The organism is Providencia sp. LY12, assembly GCF_057621555.1.
This window is the reverse complement of the sequence record NZ_CM172594.1, coordinates 309516-324076: the sequence shown is the minus strand read 5'-3', so window position 1 is coordinate 324076 and position 14561 is coordinate 309516. Positions and strand designations below refer to the sequence as shown.

The following is a 14561-nucleotide window of genomic DNA, read 5'->3' as shown; positions in this document are numbered from 1 at the left end:
ACCAAAAACAGTCAGCCACCTAAAAACATTATTCGCTTTTCTCTTTTTTCGTTTCTGGCAGCACCATGTATATGCCGCTAAATACCGCACCCACTTGGTTTTCTGCATTGCTCACATGCACTTCCAGTTTTACCCGCGCTTTACTTCCTCGGGCGAGGCGATCTAAATCCCCACTAAGATGTGAGAGATCTGCCACTGCGGTTGGGCGTCCACTAACGGGTTTTGCGTAGCGAATATTGGCATCTACCAGAACGATTTCTCCGCCTAATTGATGCTCTTGCAGCAGTAGCCAAATCATTCCCCAGCCAGTTAACGTGGCGAGAGAAAACTGACTTCCAGCAAAAATAGTATTATGAGGATTTTGGTTGCCAGCTTCTGGCATTGTCGTCACAAAGCGCTTTCCTGTGTACTGTTCAATACGTACACCCATTTTTTCACTTAATGGAATATGCTTGTGCCAAGCTTGTTGAAGCTCACCGCACCAATCCGGACGATGGAGAATTTGGTCAAGGGTTTCAATCGGTTTGATCATCAAATAGTGTCGAACAGGGGTTTTTAGCTCCCCAGTGACTTCACCACGACGTTCAAAACCCATTTTGGCGAAGAATGGCACGGCTTCTTCTCGAACACTGGAAACGATGCGTTTAACACCTTCGCGCCTTGCAATGGTTTCAAGCGCCATAATAATCAGTTTGCCTAAACCCTTGCCTTGCATGACAGGATTAACCGCGAGAAAGCGAATAGCGCCTTCATTATCGGCATTAATATATAGGCGCCCAATGGCCAAAATACGATTTTTTTCATCAACCACCATTTGATGGTGAGCGGTTAAATCATAACCGTCTTTTTCAGAGCCAAGGGGTTGTTTGAACGGTTCTCGCAGCATTGACCAGCGAAATTGGTAGTATGCAGCGAATTCAAGTTCATCTTTTGGTGTCCGTAGGTGGTACATCTCTCCCCCTCCCTTAAGCGATTTTTCTACACTTGTAGCCAAAAAGTCACGGGGCCATCATTGGTCAGGCTAACCTGCATGTCCGCCGCAAATTCACCGGTTTCTGTCACGATGCCTTGTGCACGGCTTTGTTCAACAAAATATTGATACAGCTGATCCGCTTTCGCCGGTTCCGCACCGCCGGAGAAACTTGGGCGCATCCCTTTCTTGGTATCTGCGGCTAACGTAAACTGCGAAACCACTAATAAGCTTCCGCCAGCTTGTTGAACGTTAAGGTTCATTTTGCCTTGTTCATCGCTAAAAATACGATAGCCAAGGACTTTCTCACAAAGGCGTTTTGCTTTCTGCTCATCATCGTCTTTTTCAACACCGAGCAGAACTAAAAGACCAGGGCCAATTTGCCCTACTGTTTTTTCATCAACAACCACACTCGCGTGAGTGACTCTTTGGATTAATGCAATCATGGGTACTCGATAAAAAAAGGAGTAACGTCGCCGTTACTCCTTATTAAGAACTGGATTATTCGACTTCGGCGCTAAAGTCGTAAGTACGAAAATATTCAGGAACGGTGTCTTTATTCAAGACATGAACACCTTTGATACCAAGTGCTTCAGCCGCTTTTACGTTTTCTTCTACATCATCAAAGAATACCGCATCAGCTGCTTCAAATTCTTCAGATTCCAGAACATATTTGAAAATTTCTGGGTCTGGCTTACGCATTCCTAAATCTTGGGATAGATACAGGAAGTCAGAGGACGCTGCAATTTCAGGGTAGTGTTCTGGCCAATAATCAAGATGCAGGCGATTAGTGTTAGATAACACGACAACGCGATGACCTTGCTCACGCAGACGCTCCATAATATCAATGACTTCTGGTCTTAGTGAGATGAAAATTGAGTGCCAGCCTTCTGCAAAATCTTCAAAGCTTAGGGTGATACCCAATTCTTCACAGAGCAGTTCAGCAAATTCGATATCTGAAATTTTGCCACACTCGTGGAGTTGGAAGATATTGCCAAAAGTGAATCGCTTTTTGATTTCTGAACTTGGGGTACCACTTAGTTCAGACCACTTATCAAACACACGATTGAAGTCGATATCAATAATCACATTACCCATATCGAAGATATACAGCATAAATTGTCCTCTTAGTTATTCATTAAATTTACTTTAATCATTATTGAGGCAACTGAACAGCCCTAATTGAGGATTATTAAGGTTATTTTTTCAATTTATCGATTAAGCAAATTGGCTAGAGGAACTGTGTTTGTGTCTGGATAAACAAATTTTATCCGCTGATATAACTAAATTTGTCTATCGTTCAATTTTCGGGCATAAAAAAAGGTGCCATATTTGGCACCTTCTATTTTAATTCAAAGACTAACGATTAATCTTCTTTAGAACGGCCAGCACGACGGCGATCGTTCTCTGTCAAGTGACGCTTACGCAGACGAATTGACAGTGGAGTTACTTCAACTAGTTCATCATCATCGATAAACTCAAGAGCTTGTTCCAGAGTCATTTTGATAGGTGGTGACAGAGTTGTCGCTTCATCAGTACCTGATGCACGCATGTTAGTCAGTTTTTTACCGGTTAAGCAGTTAACAGTCAGGTCGTTAGAACGTGAGTGAATACCGATGATTTGGCCTTCATACACTTCAGCACCGTGACCTAAGAATAACTTACCGCGATCTTGCAGGCTGTAAAGTGCGTATGCAACTGCTTTACCTTGACCGTTAGAGATCAGAACACCGTTTTGACGGCCGCCGATTTCGCCTGGGCGAACATCGTCGTAGTGGCTGAATGTGGAGTACAGTAAGCCAGTACCTGAAGTCATAGTCATGAACTCAGTACGGAAGCCAATCAGGCCACGGCTAGGAATGATATAGTCTAAACGTACACGACCTTTACCATCTGGCATCATGTCACGCAGGTCACCTTTACGCTCACCTAACGCTTTCATCACGTCGCCTTGGTTTTGTTCTTCAACATCCAAAGTCACTTGTTCGAATGGCTCTTGTTTACGACCATCGATTTCACGAACGATAACTTTTGGACGAGAAACGGCTAATTCGAAGCCTTCACGACGCATGTTTTCGATCAGAACAGATAAGTGCAGCTCACCACGACCAGAAACGCGGAATGCATCTGGATCTTGAGTTTCTTCAACACGCAGTGCAACGTTGTGAACCAGTTCTTTATTCAGACGATCAAGGATTTGACGTGAAGTAACGAACTTACCTTCTTTACCACAGAATGGTGAGGTGTTAACACAGTAGAACATGCTAACTGTAGGCTCATCAACCGCCAGTGCAGGCAATGCTTCAACGTTACCCACTTGGCAGATAGTGTCAGAAATATTCAGCTCACCTAAACCAGTCAGTGCAACAATGTCGCCAGCTTCAGCTTGTTGTGAATCAATACGCTCTAAACCTAAGTGAGTCAGAACTTTACCGATTTTACCGTTGCGAGTCTTACCTTCGCTATCGATAACAGTCACTTGTTGGTTAGGTTTAACAGTACCACGCTTGATGCGACCGATACCGATAACACCTAAGTAGCTGTTGTAATCTAACTGAGAAACTTGCATCTGGAATGGACCTTCCAGATCAACTGCTGGTGGCTCAACGTGTTCCACGATAGCTTCGTACAGTGGAGTCATGTCTTCAGCCATATCAGTATGGTCAAGACCAGCGATACCGTTTAATGCAGATGCATAAACGATAGGGAAATCTAATTGCTCATCCGTAGCACCTAAGTTCACGAATAAGTCGAATACTTGGTCAACAACCCAATCAGGACGCGCGCCTGGGCGGTCAACTTTGTTGATAACAACAATTGGACGTAAACCGTGGTCGAACGCTTTTTGCGTTACGAAGCGAGTTTGTGGCATTGGGCCGTCCATCGCATCAACAACCAGCAGAACGCAGTCAACCATGGACATAACACGTTCAACTTCACCACCAAAGTCGGCGTGACCTGGGGTGTCTACGATATTGATGTGATAACCATTCCATTGGATAGCGGTGTTTTTAGCAAGGATTGTAATACCACGCTCTTTCTCCAAGTCATTGGAGTCCATAACACGCTCATCAACAGTTTCACGTTCACCGAAAGTGCCGGACTGTTGCAGTAATTTACCAACCAGTGTTGTCTTGCCATGGTCAACGTGAGCGATGATGGCGATGTTTCTTAAGTTTTGAATTGACAAGGATTTTTACCGTTTAATTGACAGGAAAGGAATATGCTTTATGAGTTGTTGTAATGCCCAAAGCATACTTTCTACGTTAATTTGCTGTTATTTTACACGTTTTTCCACACAAGTGGAATAAATGTGAAAGCCATCACTATTAAAAAAGTTTTTAGCTAAAAAACATTCAGTTGCGTCGTCGTGCAAAGATGCTCAAAAAAATAGCAATTATCAGCACTAGGAAATCACAAAGTGGCAGGATAATACGCTAAAAAGGAAATATTAGCAGCCGAAAAAAAGAATAAAAAATAAACTTTCTTCGTCTATCACTCATTTCAATGTATTTTTTATTATTTAGATATATCTAATTTGACAATTTAGATATATCGGAATAAAGTGAACTCATCAACGCAATTTAGATATATCGAAATAATAACAGAGGTTCCTATGAGAATACATCAATGCCGTCATGTTTATGCCTCACATCATGACGAACATCAACGAGGACACGGTGGCTGCTGCCACAATAGCGAGCACCAAGAACATCGCCATGGTCATGACCACGGGGAATGTTGTCACGGCGAAGGTCGTCACGGTCGTGGACACGGTGAAGGCTGTCACGGCGAGGGTCGTCACGGTCGTGGACACGGTGAAGGCTGTCACGGCGAGGGTCGTCACGGTCGTGGACACGGTGAAGGCTGTCACGGCGAGGGTCGTCATGGTCGCGGACGTGATGAAGGCTGCCACGGCGAAGGTCGTCACGGTCGTGGGCGCGGCAAAGGCTTACGCCGCCTATTCGACCACGGCGATTTGCACATTATGGTGCTCTCTTTAGTGGCAAAAAAACCAAGCTATGGCTATGAAATCATTAAAGACATCCAAGAAGCATCCAATGGCTTATATGTCCCAAGCCCGGGCGTCATTTACCCAACCTTAACGCTATTAGAAGAACAAGGCTTTTTGGAATCGCAAATTGTCGAGCGCAACCGCAAAAGTTTCTCTATTACGCCTGAAGGCACTGAACACCTCGCGCAGAATAAAGAAACTGAAGCCGTTATCAGCCGTAAATTAGCCAAAGCCCGTGAACTACAGCAAGGCAGCAACTTATCAGAAGATATCGAAATGGCAGTGAGCCGTTTTAAAGCCTTGCTCCGCCATAAAATGGTGCTCAAGCAATTAAATGAAGAACAAACTCATCAAATTGCAGCGATCATCAATGATGCCGTCAAACAAATTGAAGAAGTAAACACGTTATTAACTGACAGTAATGACGAATAAACCTTTTTATATCTCTAAAAATACCAACGGTGTGGCGCCAATCAATGGCACTACGCCGTTTTTGTTTCCGCTTTCCATTAATTGCACCATATTGGTGCGACAAATCTTTTCCTTGCACCAATACAGCGCAGTGATAGACTGTTTTTTAGCCTAATCATTGCCATCTTCTTGTCATCATCCCCATTTACGATGATTTTAAAAGTTGGCACGCTTTTCGCTTATATAACCCTAGAGAGCTTGCAATATTGTTAATGAAATAATCATTAATCTTGCGAAGCCAGATAAACCAACTCATGCACACCTTAATTGCTGCGTAAGTTGATTAGACCCGACCAGGAGAGCCGAGAATGTCCGCTAAACATGTTTTATCGTTAATCGAAGAGCACAATGTAAGATTTATTGATCTGCGTTTTACTGATACTAAAGGTAAAGAGCAACACATCACTATCCCTGCTCATCAAGTTGACGAAGACTTCTTTGAAGAAGGTCAAATGTTTGATGGCTCATCCATCGGTGGCTGGAAAGGCATCAACGAGTCTGACATGGTATTAATGCCTGATGCATCTACCGCAATGTTAGACCCATTCTACGCCGATAATACCTTAATCATTCGTTGCGACATTTTAGAGCCAGGCACTATGCAAGGTTATGATCGCGACCCCCGCTCTATCTCTAAACGTGCTGAAGATTACCTGCGTTCTAGCGGCATTGCGGATATGGTGTTATTTGGGCCTGAACCAGAATTTTTCGTGTTCGATGACATCCGCTTCGGCAACAGCATGCACAGCAGCTACTATCACATCGATGATATCGAAGCCGCATGGAACACTGGCACTAAATACGAAGGCGGTAACAAAGGTCACCGTCCAGCTGTGAAAGGCGGTTACTTCCCAGTACCACCAGTAGACTCATCACAAGATTTACGTTCAGCTATGTGTACCACAATGGAAGAGATGGGCTTAGTGGTTGAAGCTCACCACCATGAAGTGGCAACTGCAGGCCAAAACGAAATCGCAACTCGCTTTAATACCATGACCAAAAAAGCGGATGAGACTCAAATTTACAAATACGTTGTCCATAACGTTGCACACGCATACGGCAAGACCGCAACCTTTATGCCAAAACCATTAGTTGGTGATAACGGTTCCGGTATGCACTGCCACATGTCTTTATCTAAAGGTGGCGTGAACCTGTTTGCAGGCGACAAATACGGCGGGTTATCTGAGATGGCGCTGTACTACATCGGCGGTATCATCAAACACGCTCGCGCACTGAACGCGTTCACTAACCCAACGACTAACTCCTACAAGCGTTTAGTCCCAGGTTTTGAAGCGCCAGTCATGCTGGCTTACTCTGCACGTAACCGCTCTGCTTCTATCCGTATCCCAGTGGTTGCAAGCACGAAAGCACGTCGTATCGAAGTTCGCTTCCCAGACCCAGCGGCTAACCCATACTTAGCGTTTGCTGCTCAGTTAATGGCAGGTCTTGATGGCATCATCAACAAGATCCACCCAGGCGATGCAATGGACAAAAACCTGTACGACTTACCGCCAGAAGAAGCGAAAGAGATCCCAACAGTGGCTGGCTCTTTAGATGAAGCTCTGGCTGAACTGGATAAAAACCGTGAGTTCTTAACTCGTGGTGGTGTCTTTACTGACGATGCTATCGACGCTTACATCGAATTACTGCGTGCTGATATCCAACGCGTTCGTATGGCGCCACACCCACTCGAATTTGAAATGTACTACAGTGCGTAACACGCCGTTCCACTGATAGTCTTTGTTGCCGTGAAGCACTTGCCCCATCTTTGGATGGGGCCTTTTCTCTGCACTGAGTGATAAACTGCAAATATTGGCTTCGACGTATCGGTTAATCAGTAAATAACGTATAATGCACCAAAATAGTGCAGGAGCAATATTACATGAAAGCCGAGCATTTACCTGTCCCCGAACATCTCCTCGATTCCTTAATTAACAGCGTATTAGTGCTGGATTACGATTTAATCATCCATTATGCCAACCATGCTGCCTTACAAATTTTGGCACAAAGCCCCCGTAAGCTCTATGGCACCCCACTTCCTTTACTATTCAACTATTGTTCATTAAATGATGAGCAGATGCTCAATAGCCTCAAAACCGGCCACAGCTTTACCGAAAACGAAGTGACACTGGTGCTTAATAACCACTCTCACATGATGTCATTGAGTGCTCAGCCTCTGTCCGACCAATTTATTCTTGTCGAGCTGTCCCAATTGGATAGCCAGCGACGCCTTAGCCAAGAGTTAGCGCAAAATGCCCAGCAGCTTGCTGCCCGTGAATTGATCCGTGGACTTGCCCATGAAATCAAAAACCCATTGGGTGGCTTACGTGGCGCGGCGCAATTATTGTCTAAGGCGCTGCCCGACCCGCAGCTAAATGAATATACCCAAGTGATTATTGAGCAAGCCGATCGCCTACGTGCCTTAGTCGATAGGTTATTAGGACCTCAATATCCGGGACCGAAAACCGAGCAAAGTATCCATCATAGTGTGGAAAATGTGATGCGCTTAGTCGGGTTAGAAAAACCAGACAATATCACGCTGGTTCGCGATTACGATCCAAGCCTCCCCGATCTGGAATACTATCCAGACCAAGTGGAGCAAGTGCTGCTCAATATCACGCGTAACGCCTTGCAAGCGCTTGGCGATACGGGTGGCATCATCACTTTGCGCACTCGCACCGCATTTCAGGTGATGTTGCAAGGGGAGCGCTACCGCCTTGCCGCACGGATTGATATTGAAGATAACGGTCCCGGTATTCCACTCGCTATCCAAGATACGCTGTTTTATCCGATGGTCAGCGGTCGCCCTGATGGCACTGGCTTAGGCTTATCTATCGCGCGCAGTCTAGTGGATCAACATGCGGGGAAAATTGAGTTTAACAGTTGGCCGGGTCACACCGAGTTTTCTATTTATCTACCCATCAAAAAATAGGAGATAGCCATGCAGAAGGGAAAAATCTGGGTTGTTGATGACGACAGTTCAATCCGCTGGGTACTGGAGCGTGCGCTCAACAGTGCCGAACTTAATTGCACCTGTTTTGACAGCGCTGATGCAGTGCTTGCAGCCCTCGACAATGACCGCCCTGACGTATTGCTCTCCGATATTCGTATGCCGGGCATGGATGGACTTACCTTACTCAGCCAGTTAAAACAGTCACATCCATTACTGCCGATTATCATCATGACCGCGCATTCCGATTTAGATGCCGCCGTTAACGCTTATCAATCTGGCGCTTTTGACTATCTCCCTAAACCCTTTGATATTGATGAAACCGTCGCCTTAGTGGAACGCGCACTAAACCACAGCCGTGAGCAAAACAGCACTGCTAGCGATAAGCCACAAGCTCCCATAATTTCTTCTACTATGATCGGCGAAGCCCCTGCCATGCAGGAGGTGTATCGGATCATTGGACGCCTTTCCCGCTCCTCAATTAGTGTGCTTATCAACGGGGAATCTGGTACAGGTAAAGAGCTCGTTGCCCACGCATTACATCAACACAGCCCACGCGCCAACGAACCTTTTATCGCCTTAAATATGGCGGCAATCCCAAAAGATTTAATTGAATCCGAGCTATTTGGTCATGAAAAAGGGGCTTTTACAGGCGCTTCCCAAGTTCGCCAAGGCCGTTTTGAACAAGCGAACCGAGGTTCTTTATTCCTCGATGAAATCGGTGATATGCCGCTGGATGTGCAAACGCGCTTATTGCGAGTACTGGCTGAAGGGCAATTTTACCGAATTGGTGGCTATACCCCTGTTAAGGTCGACGTGCGTATTATCGCCGCAACGCATCAAAACTTAGAAAAACGTGTGGAAGAAGGATTATTCCGCGAAGATTTATTCCATCGATTGAATGTTATCCGCGTGCAGCTTCCGCCATTACGCGAACGCATTGAAGATATTCCTCGCCTCGCCCATTACTTTTTGCAAAATACCGCCAAGGAGTTAGGGGTAGAAAGCAAAGTTCTGCACCCTGACAGCATTAAAATTCTTCAACGCTATTCTTGGTCGGGAAATGTGCGCCAATTGGAGAACGTCTGCCGTTGGTTAACCGTGATGGCAGCTAGCCAAGAGGTGCTTCCGCAAGATTTACCAAGCGATCTATTTAATAAGCAAGAATCCAACAAGTCAGCGAAAGATCCTGCTTCATCCGCCATCCATTCTCAAGATCCTAACCTTGCATGGTTTGATCTCTTAGAAAAATGGACTGATTCCGCACTGAACGCTGGTCAGCAAAATTTATTTAATGACGCCATGCCGTTATTAGAGAAAACCATGCTCAATTGCGCCCTCAAATATACCCACGGACATAAGCAAGAAGCAGCTCGCTTATTAGGCTGGGGTCGAAATACCCTAACGCGAAAATTAAAAGAGCTGGGTATCGAAGATTAATTTCTAGAAAGCTCACCATCTAGCGGCTATGATTTAATTAAGTTAACACGCGAAAAAACGTGTTAACTTTTCATTGGTTAATATTGATTATCAATAAAATATCATCAAAAAGCCGCACTAATTGAATATCGATGCTCGATAACCATCATCTGTCAATATACCGTCATTGAGGGTTTCCTATGCGCGAAAATCATACAATATCCGAAATTATTGGGCATAAAATAACATTAATCCGTGAATATCATCATTTGTCATTAAAAGAACTAGCGGATGAAATTGGTGTTTGCGAATTTCAACAGCTGAAATATGAAAAAGGAAAGGCACGAATTCCCGTCGATAAACTAAAACAATACGCCGATTATTTTGAGATTAGTTTATTAAGCTTTTTTATATTTAGTGAAGCGGAGAAGAAATTTATTTTACATTATCTTAATAAAAAGTAGTCACTACAAGATATACACAAAGAGACTAATCTTATTTCATGATTGAAATAGGATAATTTAGATCCATAAAAAATAAATCAATGTATAAATACGAACATTATTTTACGTCAAAACCTGCCATCAATATTTTACATTTAAGATAAAATCTCACTCTCCCAACCCATAAAGCGTGTTTTTGTACAATCTCGTACTCTAAAATAAATCCTGACATTTAATTTTTATTTTCAATTCACATTGAAATTGAAATTATTAATATTTCAATTTTCCAAATTAACCTAAATAAAAACCCCACCCGTATAGTGAATTTAAAACAAAAATAAATAACCGTAACTCAAGATGAAATTTAAAATCTAAAAAAACACAAACTTGTTTATTTATAAAAACAAACACAAAATACTTAAGCTTTAATTCACAAGCGAAAAACATTCACAAAATTATATTTTATATCGAACTCAGTTCGGAGAGTTAAAATGAAAAAACAGATTATTGCATCGTTAATTGCAACAGGAACTTTATTAATTTCTGCTAATGGCTTTGCCAAAGATGGTGATATTAATTTCACGGGCGAAATTATCAATAACGCTTGCCAACTAGCAACTGGTTCCGATGCTATTCAAGTGAACTTAGGTAAAGTCTCTAAAACATCATTAACAGGTACTGGTAGTACTGCTGCTGCCACTAAGTTTTCCATTCAATTAGAAAACTGCCCTGCCGCAGTAACCACTGCAACGGTAAAATTTGATGGCGTTTCTTATGAAGGTGATAGCAGTGTTCTGCAGTTAACCAATGCGGGAGCATCTGGAATTGCTAAAGATGTTGGTATTCAAATTCAAGACGTTAAAGGAATTACTGTTCCTTTATATACCGCATCCAGTGAATATGCCCTAAAAGAAACGGTTGTAAATAATTTAGATTTTACCGCACGTTATATTGCAATGTCTGATGCTGTCAGTGCTGGTTTAGCAAACTCAACGGCAACATTCACAATTAATTATAACTAATTTCAATTTAAGGTTTATATGGATATAAGCCTTAGTGATTTATTTTTTGTTTTGTTATAACTCAGTGGTGGCTATATGAAATCAATAATTACTATTTTTATCTTTTTTTTCGCACTTATCAGTACAGCCAATGCTGGTGTCATTATTGGTGGTACCCGCGTCATTTATCCTGAAGGGAAGAAAGACGTGAGTATTAGTGTAGAAAATCCAGATAAAATTCCTTATTTAATTCAATCATGGATTGAAAATGCCAATGAAGGCAAGCAAACGGACTTTACTATTACGCCACCACTTTTTCGTTTAAACCAAGAAAAGACTAATGCATTACGGATATTTCTAACCCAAGACTCTCTACCAAAAGATAGAGAATCTTTATTTTGGTTAAATGTAAAAACAATTCCTGCAACAGAGAAAAAATCAGAAAACTCACTAAAGATCGCGTTCAAAACTCAGATGAAATTAATTTATCGTCCTGATTCATTAACGAATGTCGATTTTAATGAAGAGCAAAAAAAACTTAAGTGGTCGAAAAATAGTAAAGCCATTACTGTTAATAACCCAACACCTTATTACATGAACTTCCAGAGTATTAAATTTAATGGGAAGAGCGCAGAAAATATTTCTTATGTCGCACCGTTTTCAGAGAAAAGCTTCAATATTAACAATCCTGAATTACACGGAACCATTAAATGGGAAGTGATTAATGATTATGGCTCCGCCAATAATCCAGCAGAAATAAAAATATAGCCTTAAGGATAGTTAGGTTTATCTATGAAAATAAATAAAATATGCCTTAGCCTATTTTTATCTCTAGGCTATATTGCGACGTCTTCGGCAGAAACGGACACCTATTTTGATCCTGAATTTCTTGAGCTACCGAATAAAGAATCCGTGGACTTAGAACAGTTTGAGCGTAATGAACAATTACCGGGTCAATATTATGTGGATATTTACATTAATAAGAGCTTGATTGGCTCAAAAAGTGTTAGCTTTTCCACCAATAAAAATAATGAACTGGAGCCTTGCTTAACGCTCTCTGACCTGAAAGATGTTGGGGTTAAAGTCGGGGAATACCCTGAGCTGCGAGTCGCGGGTAACCAATGCATTAATTTATCTGCGATTCCTGATGCCAAAAGTGAGTTTGAATTTGGTTCTCAGCGCCTTTATTTAAGCATTCCGCAGATTGCATTGAACATGAACCCGCGCGGCTATGTGGATCTCGCGGCGATCGACAATGGGATCACTGCCCTGTTACTCAATTACAGCTATAACGGCTCGCGCAGTATCGATCGTAAAAATGATAATAACAGCAGCAATTCCAACTATGTGAACTTGCGCCCAGGGCTGAATATCGGTCCGTGGCGTCTGCGCAACTACACCACGTGGCAAAGTAGTGATGGGCAACGCAATAAGTGGGACACGGTATATACCTATTTAAGCCGTAATATCAATGCGATAAAAAGTCAGCTGATCCTTGGGGACAGCTCATCACCGTCCGATATTTTCGACAGTGTGCCGTTTCGTGGGGTGCAACTCTCCACTGACGATGATATGAATCCAGAAAGCCTACGTGGGTACGCACCAGTGGTACGGGGTATCGCGCGCAGTAATGCGCAGATCACCATTCGTCAAAACGGTTACACCATTTACCAAACCGATGTTGCAGCAGGTCCGTTTGAAATTAACGATCTCTACCCTACAGGGGGGAGTGGGGACTTACACGTTACGATTAAAGAAGCCAACGGTAGCGAACAGTACCAAATTATTCCGTTTGCCTCTTTACCGGTTTTACAACGTGAAGGCTATCTCTCCTATAGCGTGACGGGCGGGCAATACCGCAGTTATGACAGTAGCGTGGATAAAAAAACCTTTGCGCAATTTGCACTAACTTACGGGCTGCCTTGGGGGGTGACTCTGTTTGGCGGAAGCCAAGTCAGTGACAAATATCAGGCTTACTCCATCGGTTCAGGGCAAAACTTAGGGCGATTTGGTGCATTATCTATCGATGTCACCCACGCCAGTTCGACCCTCAGTAATGGTGAAAAAGAGAGCGGACAATCCTACCGTTTTCGCTATAACAAAAACCTGAATGATATTGGCACCAACATCGCTTTAGCGGGCTATCGTTATTCCACTAAAGGGTTTTATAGCTTGTCGGAAGTGTTTGATGGCTATCGAAAAGAAGCATTTACCGCATTACATGAGCGCCGCCGTAACCGTGGAGAAATCACCCTCAGCCAAAGCTTAGGGGACGGCTGGGGTTCCTTGTCGGTAGGTTTTGTGAGTGAAGATTACTGGAATAGCGATCGCAAAACGCAGTCAACAACCATTGGCTATAACAATAGCTGGAACGACATTAGCTATGGGGTGAATTATAGCTATAACAAAAACACCAACCCAAATAACTACGATGGACGTAATAAAGACGATGATCACCAGTTTGCCTTTACGGTGAGTGTGCCATTTAGCCTGTTTGATAGCACTTTCTATTACAACCTTAATGGCACAAACAGCAGTAGCAATGGCTCCTCGGGCAGCATGGGTGTTTCAGCAACGCAACTGGATAATCGCTTGAACTGGAGTGCTCAGCAAAACTTCCCAACCCGCGATTCTGGGGCTTCCGGTAACTTAAATGCCAGCTACCGTGGACAATATGGGGAAGTCACTGGGGGTACGGGTTACAGCACCAATAATTACAACCTGTACTACGGTGCTAGCGGCAGTGTGGTCGCCCATTCTGGAGGGGTAGTTCTCGGCCAGCAGCTGGGAGAAACCGCGGCATTGGTGGAAATTCCAGATGCCGCTAATGTCCCGATATTGAACCAAACCGGTATCCAAACCAACGGGCAAGGCTATGCGTTAGTGCCGTATGTCACCGCGTATCGCAGCAATGGTATCCAAATTGATACCAGTAAATTGCCGGATGATACCGAAATGGAGTTAACCACCCAGAATGTGGCACCAAGCCGTGGGGCAATTGCTAAAGCTAGCTTTAATGCCAATGTGGGCTATCGCGCCATCATGACGTTGCATTTTAAAGATGGTAAACCCGTGCCATTCGGGGCGCAGGCAATTTTCCCAAGCAATAATCAGCTCAATGCGATGGTCGGAAATGATGGGGAAATTTATCTGTCAGGAATGCCGGAGCGCGGTTCATTTACGATTCAATATAACGATAAGCAACAGTGTCAGGTGAATTATAACTTGGCGGGATTAACGAATTATATTGGTTTATATAAAACTGATGCTATTTGTCAGTAATAGGGAAAAT

The 14561-nt window shown here is 43.4% G+C and carries 12 protein-coding genes; 8 read left to right on the top strand and 4 right to left on the bottom strand.

All coding sequences use genetic code 11. The features are described 5' to 3' along the window. Window positions 1-28: 28 nt before the first annotated feature. The 4 genes from fabY to typA form a co-directional block, all read right to left on the bottom strand. Window positions 29-952, bottom strand: a complete 924-nt coding sequence (gene fabY, locus ACY3ZI_RS01435) for a fatty acid biosynthesis protein FabY (protein WP_036948563.1) — start codon at window positions 950-952, stop codon at window positions 29-31. Between the two features lie 26 nt (window positions 953-978). Next, window positions 979-1416: a D-aminoacyl-tRNA deacylase gene (dtd, locus tag ACY3ZI_RS01430; RefSeq protein ID WP_132496913.1), complete on the bottom strand. Its 438-nt coding sequence runs from the start codon at window positions 1414-1416 to the stop codon at window positions 979-981. Between the two features lie 55 nt (window positions 1417-1471). Continuing rightward, window positions 1472-2086 (bottom strand): glucose-1-phosphatase, encoded by a 615-nt coding sequence (gene yihX / locus ACY3ZI_RS01425; protein WP_036948558.1) that lies wholly within the window; start codon window positions 2084-2086, stop codon window positions 1472-1474. Between the two features lie 250 nt (window positions 2087-2336). Continuing rightward, window positions 2337-4160, bottom strand: a complete 1824-nt coding sequence (gene typA, locus ACY3ZI_RS01420; RefSeq protein WP_036948555.1) for a ribosome-dependent GTPase TypA — start codon at window positions 4158-4160, stop codon at window positions 2337-2339. A gap of 426 nt (window positions 4161-4586) precedes the next feature. Between typA and ACY3ZI_RS01415 the strand changes: the two genes are divergently transcribed. The 8 genes from ACY3ZI_RS01415 to ACY3ZI_RS01380 all read left to right on the top strand — a co-directional run bounded on the left by ACY3ZI_RS01415 (window position 4587) and on the right by ACY3ZI_RS01380 (window position 14551). Then, complete coding sequence (locus ACY3ZI_RS01415; RefSeq protein WP_487375866.1) at window positions 4587-5417, top strand: PadR family transcriptional regulator; 831 nt, start codon at window positions 4587-4589, stop codon at window positions 5415-5417. A gap of 347 nt (window positions 5418-5764) precedes the next feature. Beyond that, on the top strand, window positions 5765-7174 hold the full coding sequence (glnA, locus tag ACY3ZI_RS01410) for a glutamate--ammonia ligase (RefSeq protein ID WP_211887174.1): 1410 nt from the start codon (window positions 5765-5767) through the stop codon (window positions 7172-7174). A 164-nt stretch (window positions 7175-7338) separates the two neighbouring features. Beyond that, the gene (gene glnL, locus ACY3ZI_RS01405) at window positions 7339-8388 is read left to right on the top strand and encodes a nitrogen regulation protein NR(II) (RefSeq protein WP_487375865.1); all 1050 of its coding nucleotides are present in this window, start codon (window positions 7339-7341) and stop codon (window positions 8386-8388) included. A 9-nt stretch (window positions 8389-8397) separates the two neighbouring features. Further along, the gene (glnG, locus tag ACY3ZI_RS01400) at window positions 8398-9846 is read left to right on the top strand and encodes a nitrogen regulation protein NR(I) (RefSeq protein ID WP_487375864.1); all 1449 of its coding nucleotides are present in this window, start codon (window positions 8398-8400) and stop codon (window positions 9844-9846) included. Window positions 9847-10025: 179 nt separating this feature from the next. Next, the gene (locus ACY3ZI_RS01395; protein ID WP_487375863.1) at window positions 10026-10289 is read left to right on the top strand and encodes a helix-turn-helix domain-containing protein; all 264 of its coding nucleotides are present in this window, start codon (window positions 10026-10028) and stop codon (window positions 10287-10289) included. A 470-nt stretch (window positions 10290-10759) separates the two neighbouring features. Continuing rightward, entirely contained in the window at window positions 10760-11290 is a 531-nt protein-coding gene (locus ACY3ZI_RS01390) for a fimbrial protein (protein ID WP_487375862.1), read from the top strand. Between the two features lie 75 nt (window positions 11291-11365). After that, window positions 11366-12037 carry a fimbrial biogenesis chaperone gene (locus ACY3ZI_RS01385; protein WP_211887165.1) on the top strand — a complete coding sequence of 224 codons (672 nt, stop codon included), beginning with the start codon at window positions 11366-11368 and terminating at the stop codon, window positions 12035-12037. Window positions 12038-12061: 24 nt separating this feature from the next. Next, window positions 12062-14551, top strand: a complete 2490-nt coding sequence (locus tag ACY3ZI_RS01380; protein ID WP_487375861.1) for a fimbria/pilus outer membrane usher protein — start codon at window positions 12062-12064, stop codon at window positions 14549-14551. The last annotated feature ends 10 nt before the right edge of the window (window positions 14552-14561 follow it).